Raw genomic sequence first — 25,376 nt, forward strand, 5'->3', positions numbered from 1 at the left:
AGACGTTGATCGCGTATCGAGAGGTCCCGGACATGGTGGGTGACGACGACATCTGCGGGTGATACCCCGCACCGACGGCCACGGGCAGGCGCACAGGACGCCGCCGCGGTGGCCGCTTTCGTCGTTCCCTTCTCCCCTGTCTGTCCGGGCGGGTGTGTCCCCTCCCCCGCCCCTCTCCTCAGCGAGGTATGCCATGTCCGACGCCTTCGTCGTCTGCTCGAACCTCTCCTTCTCGTGGCCCGACGACACCCCCGTCTTCGAGGACCTGTCGTTCACCGTGGGCCCGGGCCGCACCGGCCTGGTGGCCCCCAACGGCTCCGGCAAGAGCACCCTGCTCAGGCTGATCGCCGGGGAGCTGCGGCCCGGTGCCGGGTCCGTGTCCACCACCGGCACCGTCGGCTACCTGCCGCAGACCCTCCCCCTGACCGGTGATCTCACCGTGGCGGAGGTGCTGGGGGTCGCCGCCGTGATCCGCGCCATCGACGCCGTCGAGTCCGGTGACGTGGCCGAGGAACACTTCACGGTCATCGGCGACGACTGGGACGTCGAGGAGCGCACCCGTGCCCAGCTCGACCGCCTCGGTCTGGGCGACCTCACCCTGGACCGGACTCTGAGCACGCTCAGCGGCGGTCAGATCGTCTCCCTCGGGCTCGCCGGACAACTCCTGAAGCGGCCGGACGTGCTGCTGCTCGACGAGCCCACCAACAACCTCGACCTGGACGCCCGGCACAAGCTCTACGACGTGCTGTCGGACTACAAGGGCTGTCTGCTGCTGGTCAGCCACGACCGCGCCCTGCTGGACCGCATGGAGCGCATCGCCGAACTGGACCGCGGTGAACTGCGTTCCTACGGAGGCGATTTCACCGCCTACGAGGAGGCGGTACGGGCCGAGCAGGAGGTCGCCGAGAAGAACGTCCGCAACGCCGAGCAGGAACTGAAGCGGGAGAAGCGCGAGATGCAGCAGGCCCGGGAGCGGGCCGAGCGCCGTGCGAGCAACGCCGCCCGCAACCTCAAGAACGCCGGTCTGCCACGCATCTTCGCCGGCACCATGAAGCGGGGCGCTCAGGAGTCCGCGGGCCGGGCGGGCCAGACACACGCGAGCCGGGTCGGTGAGGCGAAGGCCCGGCTGGACGAGGCGGGGCGTTCGCTCCGCGACGACCAGCGCATCGTCCTCGACCTGCCGGACACGGACGTGCCCGCCGGACGCACCCTCTTCCTCGGGGAGGGGCTGCGCATCCGGCTCGGCGACCGTGAGGTGTTCGCCGGCCCGGGCGTCGACCTGACCGTCCGGGGCCCCGAGCGCATCGCGCTCACCGGCCCCAACGGCGCCGGCAAGAGCACGCTGCTGCGCCTGCTCAACGGCGACCTCGAACCCGGGGCGGGCACGGTCAAGCGGGCCGACGGGCGCGTCGCCTACCTCTCGCAGCGGCTCGACCTGCTGGACGGGGACCGCACGGTCGCCGAGAACTTCGCCGCGTACGCCCCCGGCCGGTCCGAGGCCGAGCGGATGAACCTGCTGGCCCGCTTCCTCTTCCGCGGCGCCCGCGCCCATCTGCCCGTCGGCGTGCTGTCCGGGGGCGAGCGGCTGCGGGCCACCCTCGCCTGCGTGCTGTGCGCGGAACCCGCCCCGCACCTGCTGCTCCTGGACGAGCCGACCAACAACCTCGACCTGGTCAGCGCGGAACAGTTGCGGAGCGCCCTGAACTCCTACCGGGGAGCCTTCGTGGTGGTCAGCCACGACGAGCGGTTCCTGAGCGAGATCGGGGTCGACCGGTGGCTGCGGATGGCCGACGGCACCTTGGCGGAGACGGCGGCTCCCGAGGTGTGAGGCGCCGCGCGGCGCCTGTTGCGGCCGGAGGGTGCCGGGCGGCAGGCTTCGGGGTGTGACCACTTTGCTGATCGTGCATCACACCCCGTCGCCGAACTGCCAGGCGCTGCTCGAAGCCGTCGTGTCCGGGGCGACCGCACCGGAGATCGAGGGTGTCCGGGTCGTCCGGCGGGCGGCGCTGGCGGCCACGGCCGTCGACGTCCTGGAGGCGGACGGATACCTGCTGGGCACCCCGGCCAACCTGGGCTACATGTCCGGCGCCCTGAAGCACTTCTTCGACCAGGTCTACTACCCGTGCCTGGACGAGACGCGGGGCCGGCCCTTCGGCTACTACGTGCACGGCGGCAACGACACCACCGGCGCGGTGCGCGCCGTGGAGTCGGTGACGACCGGCCTCGGCTGGCAGCGCGCCGCCCGGGCGGTGACGGTGACGGGCGAGCCCGCCAAGGCCGACCTGGAGGCCTGCTGGGAACTGGGCGCGACGCTCGCCGCCGGGCTGACGGAGTGACCCGCCGGGCGGCGGCGCCGGGCACGGGAGCGGGTCAGAGAGGCGTCGCGGCGCGCAGGACGACGAACATCGTGACCGCGGCGTTCGCGGACGACATCGCCGACACGGCCGTGCCGGCCGCCGCGCCCCACACCGCCAGCCCCACCGAGGTGAACACCGAGGGCCAGGTGCGGGACGCGGGGGCCGGGCCGAGCAGCGCCGCCACCCGGCGCGGCACCGGCCCCGGCGCGGCGAGACCGGCGAGCGTGGCGACCGGGGTGCCGCGGGAGACCAGGGCCGCCTTGCCGATGGCGGTCGCCACCGCGCGGCGGTCGCCGACCGTCCGTGCCGCCTCCTCGTCGGCCCAGCGCTCCGCCGTGTAGGCCACGGCCGTGCGCAGCGGCCGCAGGAAGGGGTTGGCCAGCGCGGCGAGCCGGACGGTGAGCAGGAACCGGTGGTGGCGGGCCGTCAGATGGGCCCGCTCATGGGCGAACAGCGCCCGCCGCTCGGCCGGTTCGAGACGGTCCAGCAGGGCGGTGGTCACCACGACCCGGTCCCTTCGCCCGCCGGGCAGCGCGTACGCGTAGGGCACCTCGTCCGGCAGGACGGCCACGGACGTGCCCGGCAACGGGGCCAGTGCGCGGTGGGCGCGGCGGCGCACCCGGCCGTGACGCCACAGGGCCCGGGCCGAGGCCACGACCACCGCGCACAGCGCCGGGATCGCCGCCTGGCCGGCGACCTCGTCGCAGGGCACCGCCGCCCGCACCTCCGGGTCCGACCAGCCGTCGGGCAGCGGGTTGCCCGGCAGCTGTGCGGTGCCGACCACCATCAGCAGGGCGAGGCACACCGTGCTGCACAGCGCCATCACCGCGGCCACGGCGGTGAGGAGCCTGGTCGCGGTCCGTGGATGCAGGTGCTGTTCGGCCAGGCGCGCGATCGGCCACGCGGTCAGCGGCAGGACGAGCGGAAGGAAGACGAAGACCCCCATGAGGCGTCAGTCTTCCCCCTCGGCCCGGACCGCGTCGCCCAGGAGGCCGCGCAGCAGGCGTTCGTCGGCCGGGTCGAGGCCGGTCACGAAGCTCGCCAGCACCGCCTCGCGGTCGCTCTCCGCGTCCAGCACCCCGCGCATCCGGCGGGCGGCCAGGCCCGCCGGGTCGGCGGGCGTCCAGGCGAAGGAGCGGCCCGCGCGCTCGCGGGTCACCGCGCCCTTGTCCAGCAGCCGGGTGAGGATCGTGACCACGGTGGTGTAGGCGAGGTCGCCGCCCAGGTGCTCCTGCACCCAGCCGGCCGTCACCGGGCCCTCCGCCTCACGCAGCACCGAGAGCACCAGTGCCTCCAGCTCGCCCTGCCCCCGCCGCCGGCGTCGGCTGTCCGTCACGCCCGCACTCCCTCGCACCGCCGTCCGTTTCCCGGTACGCCATCGTATAGACGCCGCCGAGGCCTCGACGACGGGTGCCGTTCGGTCCCGGTCGGCGTCGGGACCGAACGGCGCCGTCACGGGGGTGTCACCGGGTACGCCGCCTGGTACGGAGCAGCAGCAGGCACCCGGCGGCGAAGAGGACGCCTCCGGCCGCCGCGGGCCAGAGGCCGAGACTCGAGCCCGTCTCGGCGAGTCCGCCCCGGCTGCCCTGCGGCTCGCTCGCGGAGCCGGCGGCCTGCGCGGAGCCGACGGCCTGCGCGGCGCCGCCGCCGTTCGTCCCCCGCGCACCGGCGGGCGCGGTCGCGGCGCTGCTCGCGGCACCCGCGGCCTCGGCGGGCGTGGTGGCGGCCCGGGGTTCCGCGGTGCGGGTGGGCTCGGCGGTGCGAGTGGGCTCGGGCCGGTCCTGGTCCGTGGGCCGGTTCGAGGGATCGGGCCTCTCCCCGTCCTGGCCGCCGTTCGCGGGTGCCGGGGCGGTGCCGGTCCGCCCGGCCGCGGGCTCGTCGGTCCGGCCGCCGTCGTCGCCCGGCCGCTGCGGCGTTGTCTGGCCGTACCCGCCGTCGCCCGGGGTCTCGGAGTACTCGGGGTTCCCGGGGTTCCCGGGGTTCTCCGGGGTGGCGGCCGGCTCCTGCGGGGTCTCGCTCGGGCCCTGGCCGGGGTCGGGGGCCGTGTCCGGTCCGCAGGTCCGGCCGCTGTTGATGCAGTCGACCATGTCCCGCATCAGGTCCTCGTCGAAGACGTTGATGAAGTCGCTGTGATCGGTGACCGGCTTGTGCAGCTGCTCGGGGAAGGAGTCCACGGCGAACAGGGGCGTGGTCCGGCCGCCGTCGCCGAGGCTGGGTGCGTCCACGTCGTACACGATGCGCTGCACCAGCCGCGGGACGGGCCGGAAGCCGTCCGGGCAGCTGCCGTCGGCGGCGGCGAACGCCACGTGGGTGCGGTGGTTGGCGCTGTCGGTGTTGCGGCCGTCCCAGCAGCTCTGGAAGGTGAACGTGCGCACGACGTCGCTGCCGGCCGGGCAGAGCGGGTACTTGTCCTTCAGCTGCCGGTCCTCGAAGCCGGTGCAGCTCCAGGAGGCGTTGGCGTTGGTGTTGCCGTTGACGAACGCCTTCGCGTCGCCGGTGATGATGCGCAGCAGCCGCGGCATGTCCGTGACCTGGCCGCGCTCGTTGCCGACGAACGTCAGCGTCACCTCGGCCGGCGTGACGATCTCGCCGGCGTTGCCCTCGACACCCCCGCCCGGCGACTGGGCGTCCTGTTCCGCGGTGCCGTTCTGCAGGCGCAGCACGGGCCAGTAGTACGAGGACCTGTCGCCCTGGTCGGCGCAGCTGGTGCCGGCGGCGGCCAGGTCGTCGTCGGAGGCGAAGGCGGTGTTGCCCTGGTTGCCGACGTAGTCGTGGAAGTGGTGGGCGCCGTTGCCCACCCCGGGGGCGGCGATCACGTTGTCCGAGTTGAACAGGCCCTCGGCGTTGACGCCGCAGCTGGTGGCGAAGGTGCCGCGCGAGGCGTCCTTGCCCTGGCGCGGCTTCGCGACGCCGGGCGCGGTGGTGATGTCGGCGTAGTCGGCCGCGACGGGGCCGTTGCCGGCCTGGCCGCCGTTGCCCTGCTGCTGCCCGTCCCCGGGCTGCTCCCCGTCGCCGGCGTCGTCGGCCGCGCCGGTGCTCTCGCCGCCGCCCGCCCGGTCGCCGGCGCCGTCCCGCTGTCCGTCCCGCTGTCCGTCCGGGCTGACGCTCGGCGTGTCCTGCGTCGCGACCGTGGTGCGTCGCAGCGTGCATGCCGCGAGGGCCTCCAGCCCTTCGGGCCGGTCCCCCGCGCCGTCGACGGCGGTGACGACGCGCGCGATCGTCTCGGTCCGCTGCTTCTCCAACGGGTCGAGGATCGCGGCCTCGTCGACCTCGCCGTCGTCGGCGGCGCGTGCCGCTTCCTGGAGTTGCCGGTAGGCCGTGGCGATCTGCTCGTCCAGGCGGGCGAGTTCGCCGTCGACGTCCGGCCTGGCCGCGTCCGGGACGGTCGTCAGCCGCTCGCTCAGGTCGGGGCAGTCGACCGTGGCCGCGACGCCGGAACTGCCCAGGGGAACGGGGCTGTTCGCCGACTCGGTCGCGGAGGCGAACACGTTGGCGGCGACCAGGCCACCGCCGCCCAGTATCAGCGCGACCGCGGAGAAGGTCGCGCGCCGCGCCCCGGTCGGGCGTCTGCGCCTGTTGTGTCCCACAGCGTGCTCCTGTGTCGTGCGTCGTGGCGGTCCCGGGCGTGAAACGCCCCCGGCTCCATACGGAGTCGGGGGCGCCGGCGTTCAACCGCCTCGTGGATTCTCAGGAATCCCTCACCTCACGGGCGCAGGATCAGCCGGATCGGGTTGCCCTCCTTCTTCTCCAGCCGGGCGACCGCCTCGGCGGCCTCCGTCAGCGGCAGCACCCCGCTGATGGAGTCGGAGAAGTCCAGCCGTCCGCCCTGGACCAGCCGCAGCAACTGGGGCAGGGCCACCGGCATGTCGGAGCCGTAGTGACCGAGGATCCGCTGCTGGAGGTAGCTGAAGCGGGTGCCGTCCGTGACGCTGAGCGGCTTGTCGGTCAGGCCCACCAGCACCAGCCGGCCCTTGGGCGCGAGGACGGAGAGCGCCTGCTCGCGCACGGCGGGCACGCCCGCGAAGTCGAAGGCCGCGGCGAGCCCCGCCCCGCCGGTCACCGCCGTGACGGCCTGGCGCAGGCCCGGGTCGGCGGGGTCCAGGGCGAGGTCGGCCCCGGCGGCCAGCGCACGCTCGCGGGCCACCGGGTTCGGGTCGACGGCGACGACCGGACAGGCGCCGACCGCGCGCAGCAGCTGCACGGCGTGCACGCCGAGTCCGCCGACGCCCCACACGCCGACCGCCTCGGCCGCCCGGACGGCGCCGGTCTCGGTGATCGCGCCCCACGGGGTGGACACGGCGTCGGGGATGATCGCGCCCTGGTCGAAGGGGATGGCGTCGGGCAGCGGGACGAGGGCGGTCGCGGCGGACAGGGCGTACTCGGCCCAGCCGCCGTCGTAGTCGACGCCCCGGGTGTAGGTGACGCCGTCGCGGACCTCACCGGCGTACAGCACGACCCGCTGTCCCGGTGACCAGGCGGTCACGCCCTCGCCGGCCTCGGCGATCGTGCCGGACACCTCGTGGCCGAGGGTGACGGTGTCGCCGCGCAGGAGCAGCGGGGTGAGGGTGCCGTCGATCAGGTGGACGTCGGACAGGCACACCCCGGCCGCCTCGACCTTGACGAGGACCTCGCCCGGTCCGGGCTTCGGGCGGGGCACCTCCTCCAGCCGCAGGGTGCGGCTAGGGACGTGCAGGCGGGCGGCGAGCATCTGCGCCATGACAGGACCTCCTCGGTGCGGCGACCCCGGACGGGCCCCACCGGTCCATCGCAGGTCGACTTGCGTTAACCGTACACCCATCGCAAGTCGACCTGCATTAGTCTGGTGCGATGACCTCTGAGCCATCCGCCGCCCCGCCCCTGCGCCGCCGCGGGGAGCGGATGCGGCAGGCCGTGCTCGCCGCCGCGGTGGAACTGCTGTCGAGCCAGGGCCTGGCGGGGGCGACCGTGAGCGCCGTGGCGCGCGCGGCCGGGGTGCACGAGACCTCGGTCTACCGCCGCTGGGGCACCCGCGAGAACCTGATCCTGGACGCGTTGAACACGCAGCTGGACTCGGCGCTGCCGGTCCCGGACACCGGGTGCGTGCGGGACGATCTGCTCGGCTTCTTCTCCTCCCTGGCCGCTCTGCTCGGCACCGCACAGGGGCACGCCCTGCTCCGGATCGGCGTCGAGCACGACGACACCCTCGAGGACCGCCGCGGGCCCTACTGGAGCGACCGCCTCGACCGCGCCGTCGTGATGGTCCGGCGCGGCATCGAGCGCGGCGAGCTGGCGGCGGACACCGACCCGGGCCTGCTGATCGAGGCCGTGAGCGGCCCGCTGTTCGTCCGTGCCCTGCTCAGCGGGGCGCCGCTGGACGAGGCGCTCGTACGAAGGCTGGTGGACCTGGCGCTGGACGGGGCGCGGCCCCGTCCCGCGTGAGAGCGGGGCGAGGGGCGCGCGCCCCGGCCCTGTTAGGCGGCCCCGAGAGGGGAACCCGGGGCCCGTCGTGACCGTCGTGCGCCACCGCGCCCGTACCGAGGGAGTTCCGGGATGCAGTCACTGATCAAGGGCCTGGTCGCCGGCGCGGCGGGGACCGTCGCGCTGAACCTCACCACGTACGGCGACATGCTGCTGCGCGGCCGGGGGGCCAGCGACATGCCGGCCGAGGTCGCGGACCGGGTCGCCGACCGGGTCGGACTGGTGCTCGGCGACGAGGAGTCGAAGCCCAACCGCGAACAGGCCGTCGGTGCCCTGCTCGGCTACGTCACCGGCCTCGGGGTCGGCGCGGCCTACGGGGTGCTGCGCCACCGGCGCGGACCGCTGCCGGACTGGGTGGCCGGGCCGGTGCTCGGTGCCGCGGCGATGGTGGGCAGCGACGTACCGGCCGCGGCGCTCGGCGTGACCGACCCGAAGCAGTGGGACCGGACGTCGTGGGTGTCGGACATCGTGCCGCACGTCGTGTACGGCTTCACCACGGCGTCGGTGTACCAGGCACTGCACTGAAGGGACGAGCGGTGGATCCGGTGGAAGCAGCGCACACAGAGGACGTGGACAGCGGAAGGCCGCTCGCCCTCGTCACCGGGGCGTCCGGCGGCATCGGCTACGAACTGGCCGGCCTGTTCGCGGAACACGGTTACGACCTGGTGGTCAACGCCGAGGACGACCGGCTCGAACACGCCGCCCGGCGGCTGCGGGAGACGGGCGTGGAGGTACGGGCCGTCCGCGCGGACCTGCGGGACCCCGGCGGCGTCGACCGGCTGGTCGCGGCCACCGCCGGTCTCGTGGTGGACGTGGCGGCCCTCAACGCGGGCGTGGGACGGGGAGGCGCGTTCGTGGACACCGACCTCGCCGACGACCAGTCCGTGATCGACCTCAACGTGACCTCGACGGTGCGGCTCGCCAAACCCCTGCTGCGCGACATGGTGGCGCGCGGCGTGGGCCGGCTGATGTTCACGTCGTCCATCGCCTCGACGATGCCGGGTTCCTTCCAGTCGGTCTACAACGCGTCGAAGTCCTTCGTGCAGTCCTTCGCACAGGCGTTGCAGGAGGAGGTCAAGGGCACCGGCGTCACGGTCACCTCCTTCATGCCGGGACCGACGGACACGGACTTCTTCCGGCGGGCCGGCATGGAGGACACCAAGATCGGGACCATGGACAAGGACGATCCCGCGCAGGTCGCCCGGCAGGCGTTCGACGCCGTCATGAAGGGCCGCGGGAAGCTGGTCACCGGCTCGGCGAGGACCAAGGCACAGGGCGTGGCCGACAAGGTCCTGCCCGACCGCGTCAAGGCCGCCGTGCACCGCAGGATGGCCGAGCCGGGGACGGCGCCGGACGACGACACCCGGTAGAACGGCCGGCGGAGCCCTTGTCGGCGGCTCCGAGGCGGTGGAACGATGAGCCGGCACCGGCTCACCCCACCGGAGGGACCCACGTGACCGACGGACAGCAACGGCCGCGGGCCGCCGCCGTGTTCGACGCCCTGGGCGCCGACTACGAGAAGGCGTTCGCCGGGGCGCCGGCGCACCGGCGCTCGCTGGAGTGGCTGCTCGGGCGGCTCGCGCCGCACAGCCGGGTGCTGGACGTGGGCAGCGGGACCGGACGGCCCACGGCCGAGACCCTCGCGGGCGCCGGTCACCGGGTCGTGGGCGTCGACGTCTCGCCCGTCATGGTGGAACTGGCGGCCCGGCAGGTGCCCGACGCCTCCTTCCGGTGCGCCGACATCCGTGACGTCCCGCTCGCGGACGGCTCGTTCGACGCGGTCTGCGTCTACTTCGCGTTGCTCCAGCTGGACCGGCGGGAGCAGACGGACGTCGTACGGCGCCTCGCCCGGGCGCTGACCCCGGCGGGGCACATGGTCCTCGCCACCGTCCCGCTGGACGTGGAGGGCGTCGACGCCACCTTCATGGGGCAGCCCGTACGCGTGACCAGCTTCACCGCACCGGGCCTCGTGGCCGTGGCCGAGGGGGCGGGCCTGGAGGTCCTGGAGCAGGAGGAGCTGCTGTTCACCCCGGCCCACCCGGACGCCGGGCCCGAGCCGCACGTCTTCCTGCACTGCCGGCGCCCGGCCACGGCGACGCCCGGCGCCTGAGCCCCCGCGGCCGCCGGTACCTCCTCGCGCCGCACGCGGGCGGGCCGGGGCCCACGGGTGCCCGGATGGGGTAACTGGGGACGCGCGGACCGGCACCCGCGGTCAGAGTGGGCTGCATGACAGAACCTGGCGAGCGACGGCGCGGCACGACGTCCACGACCACGCGCGAGCGTGCCGTGCGGGGCGCGCGGAACGCCGCCCAGCGCGCCGCGGACGCCCTGTCCGAGCTGATCCGGCACCGCCTGGAGGGAGTCTCCGCGGTGTGCCGCAGCGACGACGACGGCTGGATCGTCAACGTGGACGTGCTGGAAGTGGCCCGCATCCCGGACACCACCAGTCTGCTCGCCACCTACGAGGTCGAGCTGGACGCCGCGGGCGACCTGGTGCGGTACCGCCGCATCGCCCGCTACCGGCGCGGTGCCCAGGACCAGTGACCGGGCCGCTGGGCCCGCCCCCGGAAGGACCACCGCATGATCGCCTATGACGACGAGATCGTCTGCGCGCCCCGCGCCGGCACGCTCTACGACGTCCTGGAGCTCATTCTCGACCGCGGCATGGTGATCGACGTCTTCGTGCGCGTGTCACTGGTCGGCATCGAGATCCTCAAGGTGGACGCCCGCATCGTGGTCGCGAGCGTCGACACGTACCTGCGGTTCGCGGAGGCCTGCAACCGCCTGGACCTGGAGCACGACGTGCGGTCCAAGACCGTTCCCGAGCTGTTCGGCGGGCCCGTCGCCAAGACCGTGGGCAGAGCGGCCGCCAAGCGGGGGACGCGCTCCCTGACCGACCGGGTGCGGGGCATGCTCGCGCCCGAGGAACCGGAGCCGGCGGCGGACGAGGAGGAGCTGGAGGAGCGCCCGGCCCGCCGCGCCGGCCCCGCCGCCCGCGAGCGCGAGGAGCGGGCCCAGCGCCCCCGGAGCCGTCCGGCCGGGCGCCCCCGCGGTGACGACGACCGCCCGCGCAGCCGCCCGCGCCGGCGCACGGGAACGGAGGAGGAATGACCGTGCCCGCCACAGCCCCCGCCACCACCGCCCCCGATGTCGCGGGCGCCGGGACCGCCGCTCTCTACGTCTACGGCATCACCCCCGCCGGGACCCGCACGCCCCGCTCCCCCGGCGTCGGCGGTGCCCCGGTGCGGCTGCTGACCGAGTCCGGCCTGTGTGCCGCGGTCTCGGCCACTCCCGCACGACTGCGCCCCAGACGACGCGACCTGATGGCCCATCAGGCGGTGCTGGACGAACTGGCCGCGCAGGGGCCCCTGCTGCCCATGCGGTTCGCGGTCCTCAGCCCCCGCCCCGACGTCCTCCTCTCCCAGCTGCGCGGTGACGCCGCGCACCTGGCACGGCAGCTCGACGGCGTCCGGGGATGCGTCGAACTGAACGTCAAGGGAACGGTCGTACCCGGCAGCTTCGCCGCTCTGGTCCGCCGGGACGACACGCTGCGGACCCTGGCCCTGCGCACCCGGCGGCACCCGGACTACGAGGCCAACGTCCGGCTCGGTGAGGCGATCGCCCGTGCCGTCCGCCGCGAGGCCCGGCGCACGGCACGGGAGGTCCTCGACCGGCTGGCCCCGCTCGCCGTGCGGACGGTGGGAGGCACGACCGACGACGAGCAGGTGCTGAGCGTGTCGTTCCTGCTGCGCGCCGCCGACGTGCCCCGGTTCCGGCAGGCGGTGGACGCGTGCGCCCGTGACCACGGGGACCGCCTGACGCTCAGTGTGACCGGTCCTCTCCCCTGCTACAGCTTCGTCGACCCTTCTCCCGAGCCGGCCGGACGGTGACGCGGTGGGCATCGTGAGCGGTCTCCTGCTGCTGCCCCTGGCCCCGGTGCGGGGCACGGCCTGGATCGCCGACCACCTGCTCCAGGAGGCCCGGCGCCAGGTCCACGACCCGCGCGCTGTCCACGCCCGTCTGGCCGCCCTCAACCGGGCCCTGGACGAGGGCGACGTCGACGAGGCGGTCTTCGAACGGGAGGAGGAGCGCCTGCTCGCCCTCCTCGACCGCCCGGTCCGGCCCACCGGCCGCACCACCACCTCGGATCCAGCGCACGGAAGGTACGTATGAACGACAGCAAGGCGGCCCTGGCGGCGGCCATGGCGGGCGGATATCTCCTCGGCCGCACGAAGAAGGCCAAACTGGCCTTCGCGGTCGGTTCCTACCTGGCGGGGCGGCGCCTGGGGCTCTCCCCGGGCCAGATGCTGTCCCAGCAGCTGGGCAGGCTCCAGCTGACACCCCAGTTCCAGGAGCTGACGGACCAGGTGCGCGGTGAGCTGCTGACCGCCGGACGCACGGCCGTCACCGCCGCGGCGAACCGCAGGCTCACCGGCTTCGCCGATACCCTCCGCGACCGCACCCACGCACTCGACGGCGCGGGCCGGCGGGACGACGGGGCGGAACCCGACGACCGGTACGACGAGTACGACGACGACCACGACGACCACGACGACTACGACGACGCGGCGGACGAGGCCGGCTACTTCGACGACGAGGAGCGCGAGGAGGACCGCGAGCCCGCGCCGCCGAGGAAGGCGGCGCGCAAGGCCTCCCCGCGCAAGGCCGCGCCCGGCGGAAAGCCACCGGCGAAGAAGGCCGCCGCCAAGAAGGCCGCCGCGAAGAAGGCCGTACCGTCGGGACGCCCGCGGGGAGGTGGCCGCGGATGAGCCCCGGTGGCAAGGGGGACGGCGGGTCGTCCCCCCTGAGCGACGTCAAGGACGCTCTCGGCGGCTATCTCTCCGCCGCCGGGAACAGCGTCGCGGGCAAGGCGGGTGAGCGGATCGGCGGCCTGACCGACCGTCTGACCGACTCCGCGAACGGCGGCAAGGACTCGGACGGGGGCGGCTCGAAGAAGAAGCGGGGCGGGTCCCGCGGCAGCGTCAAGGCGACGAACATCGTGGAGACCGTCGACATCGGCGTTCCCCTGCGCACCGTCTACGACCAGTGGACCCAGCTCCAGGACTTCAGCTCCTTCACCAAGGGCGTGCGCAGCGTCAGTCCCTCCGACGAGGTCACCTCCGACTGGAACGTCAAGGTCGGCCCCTCAAGCCGCAGTTGGAAGGCGACCGTGCAGGAGCAGGTCCCCGACGAGCGGATCGTCTGGACCTCCGAGGGGGCCAAGGGCAGCACACGCGGTGTGGTCAGCTTCCACGAGCTGGCACCCCGGCTGACCCGGGTCGTCGTGGTCGTCGAGTACTACCCGTCGGGCTTCTTCGAGAAGACCGGCAACCTCTGGCGCGCCCAGGGGCGCCGGCTGCGGCTGGACCTGAAGCACTTCGCCCGGCACGTGACCCTCGTGGACGCCGAGGAGGTGGAGGGCTGGCGCGGTGAGATCCGCGACAGCGAGGTCGTCCGGAGCCACGAGGAGGCGCTGGAGGACGAAAACGCCGAGGACGGCGGGGACGAGGACACCGGCGACGAGTACGACGAGGACGAGGCCGAGGACGCGTACGACGACGAGGAGGAGGACGAGGACGGCGACGAGGACGAGGACGAGTACGGGGACGAACCCGACGATGACGACGATGCCGACCGAGCGCGCCCGCGTCGCTGACCGCCCGGGGAGTACGCAGTGACAGACCTCGACCACGGTTACCCGGAGTGGGAGACGCAGCCCTGTGCCCCCGCCGCCGGCAGCCTCGCCGACCTGCTCGAACGGGTCCTCGACAAGGGCATCGTGATCGCCGGCGACATCAAGATCGACCTGCTCGACATCGAGCTGCTCACCATCCGCCTGCGCCTGTTCATCGCCTCGGTGGACACCGCGAAGAAGGCGGGCATCGACTGGTGGGAGACCGACCCGGCACTGTCGTCCCGGGCCGCTCGGGACGAACTCGCCGAGGAGAACGCGCGGTTGCGTTCCCAGCTCGCCGAACTGGTGGAGGCGGTCGAGGAGACGACGGGAGCCGTCCGGTGAACGGGCGTCCGGCCGGCCCCGCGGCCCCCTCCCTCGTCTGCGCGTTCGCCGTCACCCGCACTCCGCCGGACGCCGCCGCACTGGCCGCGACGACCGGGCACGAGGAGGGTGGCCCGCTGCGCGTGCTGCACACGGACGGCCTGTGCCTGGTCGTCCAGGACGTGCCCGCGGAGCTGTTCGACGACGCGGCACTGGCGGAGCGGCTGGGCCGGCCCGACGACCTGGAACGGTGCGCCCGCGCCCACCACCGGGGCGTCGAGGCCGCCGGCGGCCGGGGCCGGTCCGTCGTCCCGCTGCCGCTGGCGACCCTCTACCGCGGCGACCGGAGCGCGCGGCGGGCGGTCGCCTCCCGTGCGGTGGAACTGGGCGCGCTCCTCGACCGGCTGCGGGGCCGTACGGAATGGGCGGTGAAGGTGCACGCCGCCGAGCCCGCGCCGCAGGCCGCCTCCCGGAGCGGGGCCGGCACCGCCGCGGACGGACGTGCCTACCTCAGCCGGGCCAGTGCCCGGCAGCGCGACCGGCAGGACTCGCACGCGAAGGCCCTGGCGGAGGCGGAGGCCGTCGACGCGCGCCTGCGGCGGTACGCCGTCGCGGCCACCCGGCACCGCCCGCAGAACGAACGGCTGACGGGCCGGCGCTCCCCGCAGCTGCTCAACTGCGCCTACCTCGTGGACGACGCGCTGGGCCCCGCCTTCGCCCGGGCGCTGGCCGCGCTGACCGCGGACCGTCCGTACCCCGCCGTCGAGATCGGCGCCTCGGGCCCGTGGATCCCGTACTCCTTCGCCCGCCTGGACGACCAGGCACCGGACCGGACGGCCCTCCGGCGACACACGGAACAGGAGGTTCGCCCGTGACCGTCGCGGATCCCCGGGCGCCGGGCCCGGCGCCCGTGCCCTGGGGCGGGCCCGAGCCGTACGCGCCGGTCGGGGTGCCCCTGGTCGACCTCCTGGACCGCGTGCTGGCGACCGGCGTCGTCGTCAGCGGGGACCTGGTGCTGGCCATCGCCGACGTTCCTCTGGTGCGGATCTCGCTGCACGCCCTGCTGTCGTCGGTGAACGAACGCGTGCCCGCCCCGTGGCCGGACAGCGGGCCGCTGTGACCGCGCCCCGGGCACACGCCCTCGACCTGGACCCCGAGCGCGTCACCAACGACCTGGCCGCGCTGGTGCTGACCGTCGTCGAGCTGCTGCGGCAGCTCATGGAACGCCAGGCCGTGCGGCGCTTCGACGAGGGCACGCTGAGTGCGGAGCAGGAGGACCGGCTGGGCACCGCGCTCATGCTGCTGGACCGGCGCATGGACGAGCTGTGCGCGCAGCACGGCCTCGGCCGCGGCGACCTCAACCTCGACCTGGGCCCGCTGGGCCGGCTGCTCGCGGACCCGGAGCCGTAGCCCGTACCCCAAGGCGCACACACCCGGCACGAGCGATCGTTATGATGGCGCAGAATCGCTCAAACGAACATCTGCGGGTGGGGAGTCCAGATGCGGGAGCCGGTCGATCTCAGGCGCCAGCGGATCCTGGCGGCGGTCCAGGCGCGCGGTACCGCGCGGGTGCGCGACCTCGCCGACGAGTTGCAGGTCTCGGTGGTGACGGTCCGCCGCGACGTGGAGGAGCTGACGCGGGAGGGCAGGCTGCGCCGCGGGCACGGTGTCGTCCGCTCGACGCTGCCCGCCCCCGAGGTGCCGGCCCGCGACCTCGCCGACGGCGACCGGGTGGCCGTGGTCGTGCCCGAGCGGCACTCGTACCTGACCGAGACGCTGCACGGCGCCCGCACGGTGCTGGAGGAGGCGGGCGTGCGCCTCGCGCTGCACATCGCGCCCCAGGCCACCGGGGCCGAACGCCCGCTGGTCGAACGGGCCCTGGAGGACGGCGCCCGGGGGCTGCTGCTCGCGCCCCGGTGGGGCAGCCTGGCCGCCGAGGAGGCCGACCACGGGTGGCTGGCGGGCCTGGACGTGCCGACGGTGCTGATGGAGCGGCGGCCGCGGCGCGGCAGCGCACCGCACGTGCTGGACTCGGTGTGCTCGGACCACTGGTACGGCGCGCACCTGGCCGTGGAGCACCTGGTGGGGCTCGGTCACCGGCGCATCGTGTTCGCGACCCGGGACGACAGTCCGACGGCGCGCACCCTGCGGGCCGCGTTCGCGGAGATCGCCGGGGCGCATCCGCTGGTGGAGCACTGGGCGTGGGCGCTGAGCGCTCCCGGTGCGGGGCCGGAGGGGCCGTACTCGGCGGAGGAGACGGCAGAGCTGCCGGTGCTGCTGCGCGGGACGGGGGCGACGGCGGTCGTGCTGCACGGCGACGTGGACGCGCTGATGATCGTGCAGCGGCTGCCGGACGAGGCGGTGCGGGTGCCGGAGGACTGTTCGGTCGTGGCCTACGACGACGTGGTGGCCGGGCTCGCCACGCCGCCGCTGACGGCCGTGTCCCCGCCCCGGGCCGAGGTCGGCCGGGTGGCCGCCGAGCTGCTTCTGGAGCGGCTGCGGGGGCCCGGCGGACGGCCCGCACGGCGCGTCGAGCTGCTGCCGCGGCTGATGGTGCGCGGTTCGACGCTCCGAGCGGTCGACACAATGAGCGTTTGAACGTTTTATTTTCTTCTGATCGATCTATTGACCGTTTATGGCGGCCCGGTCCAGGATTCCCGTGTCCCCAACAGCCGTGCCCCAGCCGCGGGCACGCAGGAGCCGTGGGAGCCGCCATGCCCGGACGACCCAGTCGTCGCTCCGTGCTCGCCGCGTTGGCCGCCGTACCCCTGACAGGAGCCGCAAGCGCCTGCCAGGGGGGAAACGGCGCCTCGTCGGCCCGCACGGGCACCACCACGCGCATCACCTTCTGGTCCGCCCTGCGCGGCAGTCAGGAAGTGGTCGACGCCTTCAACCGCACGCACCGCACCGTCCAGGTGGAGTTCCAGCAGATCCCCTCCGGCGGGCAGGGCGGCTACGCGAAGCTGAGCAACGCCGCCCGGGCCGGCAATGCGCCGGACGTCGCCACCATCGAGTATCCGCAGGTGCCGGGGTACGCCATCGACGGAGTCGCCCGCGACATCACCGACCTGGTCGGCGACGGACTCCGCCGCAAGCTGCTGTCGCAGGCGCTCGGCCAGACCACCTTCGAGGGCCGGGTGTTCAGCGTGCCGCTGGACGTCGAGCCCATGGTGATGCACTACCGCGCCGACCTCTTCGACCGCTACGGGCTCCGGCCGGCGCGCACCTGGGACGAGTTCGCGGAGCAGGCCGCCACCGTGCACCGCGCGGCACCCGGGCGGCGGCTGGTGCTGTTCCCCACCGACGGGATGACCCAGTTCGCGGGGTACGCCTGGCAGGCGGGCGCCCGGTGGTTCGACACCTCCGACGGCGCCTGGAACGTCTCCCTCGCCGACGCGCCCTCCCGGCGGGTGGCGGACTACTGGCAGCGGCTCATCGACCGGGACGACGTCTTCATGAACGCCGTGGAGAGCAGGCAGTCCGACGCGCAGATCGGCAACGGGCTGGTCCTCACCCGGCTCAGCGGCGCCTGGGACGCGGGCGCCCAGATGAACGCGCGGCCCGGCCAGAAGGGGCAGTGGCGGATCGCCCCCCTGCCGCAGTGGGACACCGCCGGGCCCTCCGTCGGCATGCACGGCGGCTCCACCTTCGCCGTCACCAAGGACAGCCGCCATCCCGAGGCCGCCATGGAGTTCATCGAGTGGCAGGTCTCCCACCCGGACGCCCTGCGCGCCCGCCTGTCCAGCGGCACCAGCAGCCAGTACCCGGCCGCGCCCGGTCTGGTGACGGTGGGGCGCGAGGCCTTCGACCGGTCCTACTACGGCGGCCAGGACATCTACGGCCTGTTCGAGCAGGAGGCCCGGAAGATCGGCGACGGCTGGCTGTGGGGTCCGCGGATGAGCGCCACCCAGAAGGTCATGCAGGACTCCTTCGCCCGGGTCGGCGCCGGCCAGGGCTCCCTGGTCGAGTCCCTGCGCACGGCACAGGAGGGCACCATGCCCGACCTCAAGGCCCTCGGCCTGTCCACCACCCAGCGCAGCACCTGAGCCGACGAAAGGCAGGTGACACCCCCATGACCACGACCACTCAACCCCGGGTGCCGGCCGGCACCGCACGCGCCACCGGACCGGAGTCCTCCGCCGCGGGCCTGCGCGCCCGCCGGGCGGCCGGACGCCGCCGGCTGACCGCGTGCGGCGTCCTCATGACGCCCTTCTTCGCCCTGCTGGTCACCGTCTTCCTGATCCCCGTCGGCACGGCCGTCTACCTCAGCTTCTTCAGCGACGACCAGCCCGGCCTCGGCTTCGGTCCCGAGCGCACCGTCTTCGTCGGCCTGCGCAGCTACGCGGCCGTCCTGACCGACCCCACCTTCCTCGGCGGGCTCGGCACGGTCGCCCTGTACTGCCTGGTCTACATCCCCCTCATGGTCGTCGGCGCCCTCGCCCTCGCCCTGCTGCTCGACTCGGGGGTGGTGCGGCTGCGCGCCTTCGCCCAGCTCGGCCTGTTCCTGCCGCACGCCGTGCCGGGCATCATCGCGGCCCTGATCTGGCTGTACCTGTACACCCCGGGCATCAGCCCGGTGATCGACCTGTTCGCCCGCGCCGACATCACGATCGACTTCCTCGGCGTCCACACGGTGATCCCGTCCATCGTCAACATCGCGCTGTGGAGCAACCTCGGCTACAACATGGTGGTCTTCTACGCCGCCCTGCAGGCCGTGCCCCGCGAGGTGATCGAGGCGTCGGTGGTCGACGGCGCCGGGCCGGTGTGCACGGCGCTCCAGGTGAAGACGCCGCTGGTCCGCGCCTCGATCGTCATGGTCGCCATCTTCACCCTCATCTGGGCGCTCCAGCTCTTCACCGAGCCCATGCTGCTCAGCCAGTCCTCCCCCATGATCAGCTCCCGGTTCTCGCCGAGCATGTACATCTACGACGCGGCGTTCACCCGCAACAACTACAGCCTGGCGGCGGCCGCCTCGGTCGTCCTGCTCGTCTGCACCATCGCCCTGTCCTACGGCGTCACCCGCTTCACCAGCCGCGCCGACTCCGCCGAGGAGGCCCGATGAGCGCCACCGACAGCTCTCTGCTCCGCCCGGGGCTGCTGGGCCGTACGACGGTCAACGTGGTCGTCGCGGTCTCCGTCCTCTACACGCTGCTGCCCGTGCTGTGGCTGGTCCTCGCCGCCTCCAAGAGCCGGGACGCGCTGTTCAGCAGCGACCTGCTGTCCCTGAGCGACTTCTCCTTCCTGCGCAACTTCCGGGACCTGTTCGCCATGGACGGCGGGCTGTACGGCCGCTGGTACCTCAACAGCCTGCTGTACGCGGTCCTCGGCGCCGCGCTGGGCGCGCTGCTGAGCGTGGCCTGCGGCTACGCCTTCGACAAGTACCGCTTCCGGCACAAGGAGAAGCTGTTCGGCCTGGTGCTGGCGGCCGTCATGGTGCCGCAGACCGTCCTCGCGCTGCCGCTGTACCTGATGGCGTCCGCGGCCGGTCTGGTCAACACGTTCTGGGCGGTCTTCATCCCGGTGCTGTTCAACCCGTTCGGCGTCTACCTCGGCCGCATCTTCAGCCGGGGCTACGTTCCCGACGAGGTGCTGGAGGCGGCACGCGTGGACGGGGCGGGCGAGCTGACCACCTATGTGCGCGTGGCGCTGCGGATGCTCGGCCCCGGGCTGATCACCGTCTTCCTCTTCCAGCTCACCGCGATCTGGAACAACTTCTTCCTGCCCATGGTGATGCTGTCCGACCAGGACCTGTATCCCGTCAGCCTCGGCCTGTACCAGTGGAACAGTTCGGCGTCCGTCTCGCCGGAGTACTACCCGGTGGTCATCATGGGCTCGCTGCTGGCCGTACTGCCGCTCATCCTCGCCTTCGTCCTGCTCCAGCGCTTCTGGCGGAGCGGGCTGACCGCCGGAGCCGTCAAGTGACCGCGCACGCCCCCGACACCGCCGGCCGCGGATCCCGGCCCCGGGCCGTCGTGGCCATGTCCCCGGACGCCGCCGAGGCCGTCCTCGATCCCGAGTCGCTCGGCGCCTTCCGCCGGATCTGCGACCTCGCCCCGCCGCCCGTGCTGGACGACCTGTCCACACCGCGCGCCAGGTCGCTGCTGGCCGACGCCGACCTGCTGATCACCGGCTGGGGCTGTCCGCCGCTGGACGCCGGGGTGCTGCGGGCGGCGCCGCGGCTGCGGGCCGTGGTGCACACGGCGGGCAGCGTCCGCGGTCACGTCACCGACGCGTGCTGGGAGCGCGGGATCGAGGTCTCCTCGGCCGCCGCGGCCAACGCCGTGCCGGTGGCCGAGTACACCCTCGGCATGATCCTGCTGACCGGCAAGCGGGTGCTGGAACGGGCCCGCGACTACCGGCTGTCCCGCACCCGCGGCAACTGGCTGCGCACCCCGCGCGGCGTCGGCAACTACCGCCGCACGGTCGGCATCCTGTCGGCCTCGCTGATCGGCCGCCGGGTCGTCGAGCTGCTGCGCCCGCACGACGTCGAGGTCCTGCTGCACGACCCGTACGTCAGCGACGCGGACGCCGCCGCGCTCGGCGTCGAACGCGTCGGGCTGCCGGAGCTGTTCGCGCGCTGCGACACCGTCAGCGTGCACACACCGCTCCTGCCCGAGACCCGCGGCCTGGTCGGCCGGGCGCTCATCGACTCGATGCCGGCCGGGGGCGTGCTGATCAACACCTCGCGCGGCGCGGTCCTCGACCAGGAGGCGCTCACCGACGCCGTCCTCGCGGGGCGGATCCGGGCCGTGCTGGACGTCACCGACCCCGAGGTGCTGCCGCCGGACCACCCGCTGTGGGACTGCGAGAACGCCCTGATCACCCCTCACCTCGCCGGTTCCGAGGGCAACGAGTGGCGCCGCCTGGCCGATCTCGCCCTCGCCGAGACCGCCCGCTGGGCGTCCGGTGCCGGCTTCCTCCACCCCGTACGACGCGAAAGGCTGGCGTTCCTGGCATGAGCATCCCGTTCGAACTGCCCACCGAGGACCGTGCGCTGAGCCCCTTCACCGGGTACACCCGGGCCCACTGGGAGGCCGTCGCGGACGGGCTGCTGTGGGCGGCGTGGCGCTGGAGCACGCCCGGCTGCGCCCTCCTCGACCTGCCGGGGCGCCCCTCACGCTCGGGCGTGCGCTCCGACGGACTGGAGGGCTTCGCGCGGACGTTCCTCGCGGCGGCCTTCCGGGTCGCGGGAGCGGACGGCGACGATCCGCACGGCTGGCTGGACCGCTACGCGCGCGGTCTGGCCTCGGGCACCCGCACGCCCGGCCGCGACGACACCGAGTCCTGGCCGCTGATCCTCGACCACGAGGTGCAGGGCCAGCCGATGGTCGAGTCGGCGTCGGTGGCGCTCGGACTGAGGCTGACCGCGCCGTGGCTGTGGAAGAACCTCGACGCCGGGGTGCAGGACCGGGTGGAGGAGTGGCTGCGCGGGGCGCTGCGCCACGTCCCGGCGCCGAACAACTGGTACCTGTTCCCGTACACGGTCGCCGGGTTCCTGGAGTCGGTGGGCCGCGGCGACGCCGAGACGGCCGCGGCCCGGCAGCGGGCGCTGGAGCTGATGGAGGGCTGGTACCGGGGCGAGGGCTGGTACGCCGACGGCGACGGGCGCGCCTTCGACCACTACAACGGCTGGGCGCTGCACCTGTACCCGGTGCTCGACGCCCGTCTGGGCGGCGACGGCGGCCTCGCCGAGCGGTACGGCGACCGGTTGCGCGCGCACCTCGACGGGTTCGCGTCGATGTTCGGGGCGGACGGGGCGCCGCTGCACTTCGGCCGCTCGCTGGCGTACCGCTTCGCCGCCTCCTCGGCGGTGGGCCTCGGCGCGCTGACCGGGCACACGCCGCTCTCGCCGGGCACCTCGCGACGGCTGGTCAGCGGCAGCCTGCGGTACTTCCTGGAACGCGGGTCGCTGACCGACGACGGGCTGCTCAGCCTGGGCTGGCACGGGCCGCACGAGGCGACGCTGCAGCCGTACTCCGGCCCGGCGTCCCCGTACTGGGCGTCCAAGGCGTTCGTGTCGCTCCTCGCGCCCGCCGGTCATCCGCTGTGGACGGCCACCGAAGAGCCCGCGCCGGTGGAGCGGGCCGACCGGGTGCTGGCCCTGCCCGCGCCCGGGCTGCTGGTGCAGTCGACCCGCGGCGACGGGATCGTGCGGCTGCACAACCACGGCAGCGACCATGTCCGGCCGCACGAGGGCGAGTCGGCCGCCGAGGACGATCCGCACTACGGGCGGCAGGCGTACTCGACCCGCACCGGCCCGACGGCACCGGGCAACGTCGCGGACAACCACCTGTCGGTGGAGGTGAAGGGGAGGCGCAGTGTGCGCCGTCGGATCCATCCGCTCGGCGCGGGGCACGGCGACGACTGGGGCTGGGCGGCGTCCTGGCACCGGCCGGTCTTCGCCGGCGGTCCGCCGATGGTGCCGGGGCTGCGGGTGGAGAGCGTGACCGTGGCCCGGGGGCCCCACGAGCTGCGGGTGCACCGGGTGACCGGTGCCCCGGCCGGTGCCCGTCTCACGCTCACCGGGTGGGCCACCGGCCCCGACGAGCCGCTGGTCTCGGCGTTGCACGGCCTGCACGGCTGGAGTCCCGAGCCGGAGACGGTCCGCGCCCCGCAGGGCACCGCCTACGCGCCGTGGGCGGAGATGCCCCGGCTGTCCGGCGACGCGGGCGGCACCTCGCTGCACGTCTGCCTGGCCGCGCTCACCGGTGAACCGGGCCCCGGGCCACTGGCGGACGCCGTCACGGAGGTCGTGACCGACGGCACCGGTGTCGAGGTGGTCTGGGCGGACGGCGGCGCGCGCACGCGCGTCTCGTTCGAGCCGGTGCGGGTCACGCACGGCTGATCACGGGCGCACGAGGGAGGCCCCCGACCGGCACTGGCCGGCCGGGGGCCTCCCTCGTGCGCACGCCCCCGGTGGCGCGCCGTCCCCGGGCCGGTGACGCTGGTACGGCCACCGGCGAGAAGGAGTCCCCATGCGCAAGGCGTCGCGCGCCGGGCCCGGCCGGGTCCGTGCCCTGCGCCGCCCCGGCGGAGCCCGCCGGGGCGCGAGCCGCGCACCGTCCGGAACGGGTGGCGGCGACGACGCGCGTCGAGGGTGTCGGGGCGGTCGCCGTCCTCGCGGACCAAGTCCCCGCCTCCCGCCGCAATCACGCATGCCTTGAGTCCCGGTGGCTGGGTACGCGGTCACGGCCCACCACGGCAGTCGCTACTCGAAGACGACCGGTCGCGTGAAGCGGCCAGCCCAGAACGGAGAAAAGGCTGATGAGCGAGGCCAACCCCCTCAAGCGGGTAGCCCACAAGGTCACCGAGAGCCTGCAGGGAGAGGGCGGCGGCCCGGCGGACGGGGTGCCCGGCAAGCCCGGCCCCGAGTCGCCGCCGCTCGCCGAGCCCACCACTCCCCGTGAGCCGCTGCCCCCGAAGCCGGACCAGAGCGGCCCGGCCACGGTGTCGCCGACCGGACAGCCGACCGGTGCCGACCAGGCCCGGGTCGCCCAGTCCGGGAGCTATCTGACGAACGCACAGGGCACGCGGCTGTACGACACGGACCACTCGCTGAAGGCCGGGCCGCGCGGGCCGGTGCTGCTGCAGGACCACCATCTGCGCGAGAAGGTCATGCACTTCGACCACGAGCGCATCCCGGAGCGCGTGGTCCACGCCCGGGGCGCGGGCGCGCACGGTGTCTTCCAGAGCTACGGCACCGCGGCCTCGGTGACCAAGGCGGGCTTCCTCGCCGCCGACGTGGAGACGCCGGTGTTCACGCGGTTCTCCACGGTGGTCGGCTCCCGCGGCTCCGCGGACACCGTGCGGGACACCCGCGGCTTCGCGACGAAGTTCTACACCAGCGAGGGCGTCTTCGACCTCGTCGGCAACAACATCCCGGTCTTCTTCATCCAGGACGGCATCAAGTTCCCGGACGTCGTGCACGCGGCGAAGCCGCACCCCGACCGGGAGATCCCGCAGGCGCAGAGCGCGCACGACACGTTCTGGGACTTCGTCTCGCTGCACACCGAGGCGACCCACCACACCATCTTCTTCATGGGCGACCGCGGCATCCCGCGCTCCTACCGGATGATGGAGGGCTTCGGCGTCCACACCTTCCGGCTGGTCAACGCCGAGGGCGCCACGACGCTGGTGAAGTTCCACTGGAAGCCCAAGCTGGGTGTGCACTCCCTGGTGTGGGACGAGGCGCAGATCATCAACGGCGTCGACCCCGACTTCCACCGCCGCGACCTCGCCGACGCCATCGAGGCCGGCGCGTACCCGCAGTGGGAGCTGGGCATCCAGACCTTCCCCGACACCCCGGAGCAGACCTTCGAGGGCATCGACCTGCTCGACCCGACGAACCTCGTGCCCGAGGAGCTCGCCCCGGTGCAGCCGGTCGGGCTGCTGACCCTCAACCGCAATCCGTCCAACTTCTTCGCCGAGACGGAGCAGGTCGCCTTCCACGTCGGTCATCTGGTGCCGGGCATCGACATCACCGACGACCCCCTGCTCGCCGGACGGCTCTTCTCCTACCTGGACACGCAGATCACGCGTCTGGGCGGCCCCAACTTCCCGCAGCTGCCGATCAACCGGCCGCAGGCGCCGGTCAACGACATGCTGCGCGACGGCATGCACCAGACGGCGGTGCACCGGGGTGTGGCGCCCTACCGTCCCAACTCCCTGGACGGCGGATGCCCGTTCACCGCCGGCGCGGACATGAGCGCGTACATCGAGGCGCCGGTCCGGATCCCGGAGGCGTCGAAGGTGCGCCAGGCGCCGGAGTCGTTCGCGGACCACTTCAGCCAGCCGCGCCGGTTCTGGCTGAGCATGAGCCCGGTGGAGCGCGAGCACATCATCGGCGCCTACACCTTCGAGCTCGGCAAGTGCTACGAGCAGGCCATCAGGGAGCGCACGCTCCAGGTCCTGGCCAACATCGACCCCGAGCTGTGCGCGGGCGTCGCCGAGGGCCTCGGCCTGCCCGCCCCCGAGCCGACGGTGCCCCTGGCCGACGTCGAGCCCAGCCCGGCGCTGTCCCAGGTCGGCGGGACCTGGCCGACCGAGGGCCGCGTCGTCGGCATCGTGACCAGCGGGGCCGACCTGGAGGGTGTGACGGCCGTGCGGGAGGCGGTGCTGAGCGCCGGGATGGTGCCGCTGGTCGTGGCGCCGACGGGCGGCACGCTCGGCTCGGGCGATGCGGCGGTGACCGTCCAGCGCAGCTACGTCACCGCGCGGTCCGTGGAGTTCGACGCCGTCCTGGTGGCGGGGACGCCCGCGATGGGCGGCGACGCGTACACGCCGCGGGACTACAAGGCGGCGCCGGCGCCCACCGGGCCGGGGTCGATCGACCCGCGGGTGAGCCTGCTGCTGTCGGAGGCGTTCCGGCACGGCAAGGCGATCGGTGTCTGGGCCGGCGGCGAGGCCGCCCTCGACGCGTCGGGCGTGCCCGCCGACGCCGCGGGCGTGGTCGTCGCCGAGTCCGGCACCGCCGCGCTGGAGCAGGTCACGCGGCTGCTGGGCACCCACCGGGTGTGGGAACGCTTCACCACTCCCCGGGGCTGACCCGTACGCCCGGAGGGCCG

General features: G+C 74.0%; 27 protein-coding genes. 23 read left to right on the forward strand and 4 right to left on the reverse strand.

Annotation, left to right across the window (positions count from 1 at the left end; all coding sequences use genetic code 11):
- The first annotated feature begins 193 nt into the window (after positions 1 to 193).
- A complete protein-coding gene (gene abc-f, locus ACGF3H_RS05975; protein WP_362499749.1) occupies positions 194 to 1,828 on the forward strand; it encodes a ribosomal protection-like ABC-F family protein in 1,635 nt (544 codons plus the stop codon).
- Between the two features lie 55 nt (positions 1,829 to 1,883).
- Positions 1,884 to 2,336, forward strand: coding sequence for an NAD(P)H-dependent oxidoreductase (locus ACGF3H_RS05980; RefSeq protein ID WP_362499750.1), 453 nt, complete (start codon positions 1,884 to 1,886; stop codon positions 2,334 to 2,336).
- A gap of 34 nt (positions 2,337 to 2,370) precedes the next feature.
- Here ACGF3H_RS05980 and ACGF3H_RS05985 read toward each other — a convergent pair whose 3' ends face one another.
- The 4 genes from ACGF3H_RS05985 to ACGF3H_RS06000 all read right to left on the reverse strand — a co-directional run bounded on the left by ACGF3H_RS05985 (position 2,371) and on the right by ACGF3H_RS06000 (position 7,074).
- Entirely contained in the window at positions 2,371 to 3,303 is a 933-nt protein-coding gene (locus ACGF3H_RS05985) for a M56 family metallopeptidase (RefSeq protein WP_362499751.1), read from the reverse strand.
- Between the two features lie 6 nt (positions 3,304 to 3,309).
- Positions 3,310 to 3,693 carry a BlaI/MecI/CopY family transcriptional regulator gene (locus tag ACGF3H_RS05990; RefSeq protein ID WP_362499752.1) on the reverse strand — a complete coding sequence of 128 codons (384 nt, stop codon included), beginning with the start codon at positions 3,691 to 3,693 and terminating at the stop codon, positions 3,310 to 3,312.
- Positions 3,694 to 3,820: 127 nt separating this feature from the next.
- Positions 3,821 to 5,944, reverse strand: coding sequence for a DUF1996 domain-containing protein (locus ACGF3H_RS05995; protein WP_362499753.1), 2,124 nt, complete (start codon positions 5,942 to 5,944; stop codon positions 3,821 to 3,823).
- Between the two features lie 116 nt (positions 5,945 to 6,060).
- Positions 6,061 to 7,074: a zinc-binding dehydrogenase gene (locus tag ACGF3H_RS06000; RefSeq protein WP_362499754.1), complete on the reverse strand. Its 1,014-nt coding sequence runs from the start codon at positions 7,072 to 7,074 to the stop codon at positions 6,061 to 6,063.
- 110 nt (positions 7,075 to 7,184) lie between these two features.
- Here ACGF3H_RS06000 and ACGF3H_RS06005 point away from each other — a divergent pair, with 110 nt between their 5' ends.
- The 21 genes from ACGF3H_RS06005 to ACGF3H_RS06105 all read left to right on the forward strand — a co-directional run bounded on the left by ACGF3H_RS06005 (position 7,185) and on the right by ACGF3H_RS06105 (position 25,356).
- Positions 7,185 to 7,775: a TetR/AcrR family transcriptional regulator gene (locus tag ACGF3H_RS06005; protein ID WP_362499755.1), complete on the forward strand. Its 591-nt coding sequence runs from the start codon at positions 7,185 to 7,187 to the stop codon at positions 7,773 to 7,775.
- Positions 7,776 to 7,886: 111 nt separating this feature from the next.
- On the forward strand, positions 7,887 to 8,339 hold the full coding sequence (locus tag ACGF3H_RS06010; protein ID WP_393588666.1) for a hypothetical protein: 453 nt from the start codon (positions 7,887 to 7,889) through the stop codon (positions 8,337 to 8,339).
- A 44-nt stretch (positions 8,340 to 8,383) separates the two neighbouring features.
- Positions 8,384 to 9,184 carry an SDR family NAD(P)-dependent oxidoreductase gene (locus ACGF3H_RS06015; RefSeq protein ID WP_362499757.1) on the forward strand — a complete coding sequence of 267 codons (801 nt, stop codon included), beginning with the start codon at positions 8,384 to 8,386 and terminating at the stop codon, positions 9,182 to 9,184.
- A gap of 83 nt (positions 9,185 to 9,267) precedes the next feature.
- Entirely contained in the window at positions 9,268 to 9,924 is a 657-nt protein-coding gene (locus ACGF3H_RS06020; RefSeq protein WP_362499758.1) for a class I SAM-dependent methyltransferase, read from the forward strand.
- A gap of 116 nt (positions 9,925 to 10,040) precedes the next feature.
- A complete protein-coding gene (locus ACGF3H_RS06025) occupies positions 10,041 to 10,358 on the forward strand; it encodes a gas vesicle protein (RefSeq protein WP_362499759.1) in 318 nt (105 codons plus the stop codon).
- A 36-nt stretch (positions 10,359 to 10,394) separates the two neighbouring features.
- Positions 10,395 to 10,925 (forward strand): gas vesicle protein GvpJ, encoded by a 531-nt coding sequence (gene gvpJ / locus ACGF3H_RS06030; RefSeq protein ID WP_362499760.1) that lies wholly within the window; start codon positions 10,395 to 10,397, stop codon positions 10,923 to 10,925.
- The gene (locus tag ACGF3H_RS06035) at positions 10,922 to 11,704 is read left to right on the forward strand and encodes a GvpL/GvpF family gas vesicle protein (protein WP_362499761.1); all 783 of its coding nucleotides are present in this window, start codon (positions 10,922 to 10,924) and stop codon (positions 11,702 to 11,704) included. Before gvpJ ends, ACGF3H_RS06035 begins: the two co-directional genes overlap by 4 nt.
- Before the next feature lie 4 nt (positions 11,705 to 11,708).
- Positions 11,709 to 11,987: a gas vesicle protein GvpG gene (locus ACGF3H_RS06040; protein ID WP_362499762.1), complete on the forward strand. Its 279-nt coding sequence runs from the start codon at positions 11,709 to 11,711 to the stop codon at positions 11,985 to 11,987.
- Entirely contained in the window at positions 11,984 to 12,583 is a 600-nt protein-coding gene (locus tag ACGF3H_RS06045; protein WP_362499763.1) for a hypothetical protein, read from the forward strand. The genes ACGF3H_RS06040 and ACGF3H_RS06045 overlap by 4 nt, the downstream gene beginning before the upstream one ends.
- Positions 12,580 to 13,470, forward strand: coding sequence for an SRPBCC family protein (locus tag ACGF3H_RS06050; protein ID WP_362499764.1), 891 nt, complete (start codon positions 12,580 to 12,582; stop codon positions 13,468 to 13,470). The genes ACGF3H_RS06045 and ACGF3H_RS06050 overlap by 4 nt, the downstream gene beginning before the upstream one ends.
- 18 nt (positions 13,471 to 13,488) lie before the next feature.
- Entirely contained in the window at positions 13,489 to 13,833 is a 345-nt protein-coding gene (locus tag ACGF3H_RS06055; protein WP_362499765.1) for a gas vesicle protein, read from the forward strand.
- On the forward strand, positions 13,830 to 14,687 hold the full coding sequence (locus ACGF3H_RS06060) for a GvpL/GvpF family gas vesicle protein (protein ID WP_362499766.1): 858 nt from the start codon (positions 13,830 to 13,832) through the stop codon (positions 14,685 to 14,687). Before ACGF3H_RS06055 ends, ACGF3H_RS06060 begins: the two co-directional genes overlap by 4 nt.
- Positions 14,688 to 14,722: 35 nt before the next feature.
- On the forward strand, positions 14,723 to 14,932 hold the full coding sequence (locus tag ACGF3H_RS06065) for a gas vesicle protein (protein WP_055421623.1): 210 nt from the start codon (positions 14,723 to 14,725) through the stop codon (positions 14,930 to 14,932).
- Entirely contained in the window at positions 14,929 to 15,222 is a 294-nt protein-coding gene (locus tag ACGF3H_RS06070) for a gas vesicle protein K (protein ID WP_362499767.1), read from the forward strand. Before ACGF3H_RS06065 ends, ACGF3H_RS06070 begins: the two co-directional genes overlap by 4 nt.
- Before the next feature lie 90 nt (positions 15,223 to 15,312).
- Positions 15,313 to 16,410 carry a substrate-binding domain-containing protein gene (locus ACGF3H_RS06075; protein ID WP_362499768.1) on the forward strand — a complete coding sequence of 366 codons (1,098 nt, stop codon included), beginning with the start codon at positions 15,313 to 15,315 and terminating at the stop codon, positions 16,408 to 16,410.
- A gap of 116 nt (positions 16,411 to 16,526) precedes the next feature.
- Positions 16,527 to 17,858 (forward strand): sugar ABC transporter substrate-binding protein, encoded by a 1,332-nt coding sequence (locus tag ACGF3H_RS06080; protein WP_362499769.1) that lies wholly within the window; start codon positions 16,527 to 16,529, stop codon positions 17,856 to 17,858.
- A gap of 26 nt (positions 17,859 to 17,884) precedes the next feature.
- Positions 17,885 to 18,874 carry a sugar ABC transporter permease gene (locus ACGF3H_RS06085; protein WP_362499770.1) on the forward strand — a complete coding sequence of 330 codons (990 nt, stop codon included), beginning with the start codon at positions 17,885 to 17,887 and terminating at the stop codon, positions 18,872 to 18,874.
- Positions 18,871 to 19,734 carry a carbohydrate ABC transporter permease gene (locus ACGF3H_RS06090; RefSeq protein ID WP_362499771.1) on the forward strand — a complete coding sequence of 288 codons (864 nt, stop codon included), beginning with the start codon at positions 18,871 to 18,873 and terminating at the stop codon, positions 19,732 to 19,734. Before ACGF3H_RS06085 ends, ACGF3H_RS06090 begins: the two co-directional genes overlap by 4 nt.
- Before the next feature lie 56 nt (positions 19,735 to 19,790).
- Positions 19,791 to 20,771, forward strand: coding sequence for a hydroxyacid dehydrogenase (locus ACGF3H_RS06095; protein WP_393588684.1), 981 nt, complete (start codon positions 19,791 to 19,793; stop codon positions 20,769 to 20,771).
- Positions 20,768 to 22,657 (forward strand): DUF2264 domain-containing protein, encoded by a 1,890-nt coding sequence (locus tag ACGF3H_RS06100; RefSeq protein WP_362499773.1) that lies wholly within the window; start codon positions 20,768 to 20,770, stop codon positions 22,655 to 22,657. Before ACGF3H_RS06095 ends, ACGF3H_RS06100 begins: the two co-directional genes overlap by 4 nt.
- 419 nt (positions 22,658 to 23,076) lie before the next feature.
- Positions 23,077 to 25,356: a catalase gene (locus tag ACGF3H_RS06105; protein ID WP_362499774.1), complete on the forward strand. Its 2,280-nt coding sequence runs from the start codon at positions 23,077 to 23,079 to the stop codon at positions 25,354 to 25,356.
- Positions 25,357 to 25,376 lie beyond the last annotated feature (20 nt).

Source organism: Streptomyces sp. NPDC048185, assembly GCF_043202495.1.
Taxonomy (GTDB): Bacteria; Actinomycetota; Actinomycetes; order Streptomycetales; family Streptomycetaceae; genus Streptomyces.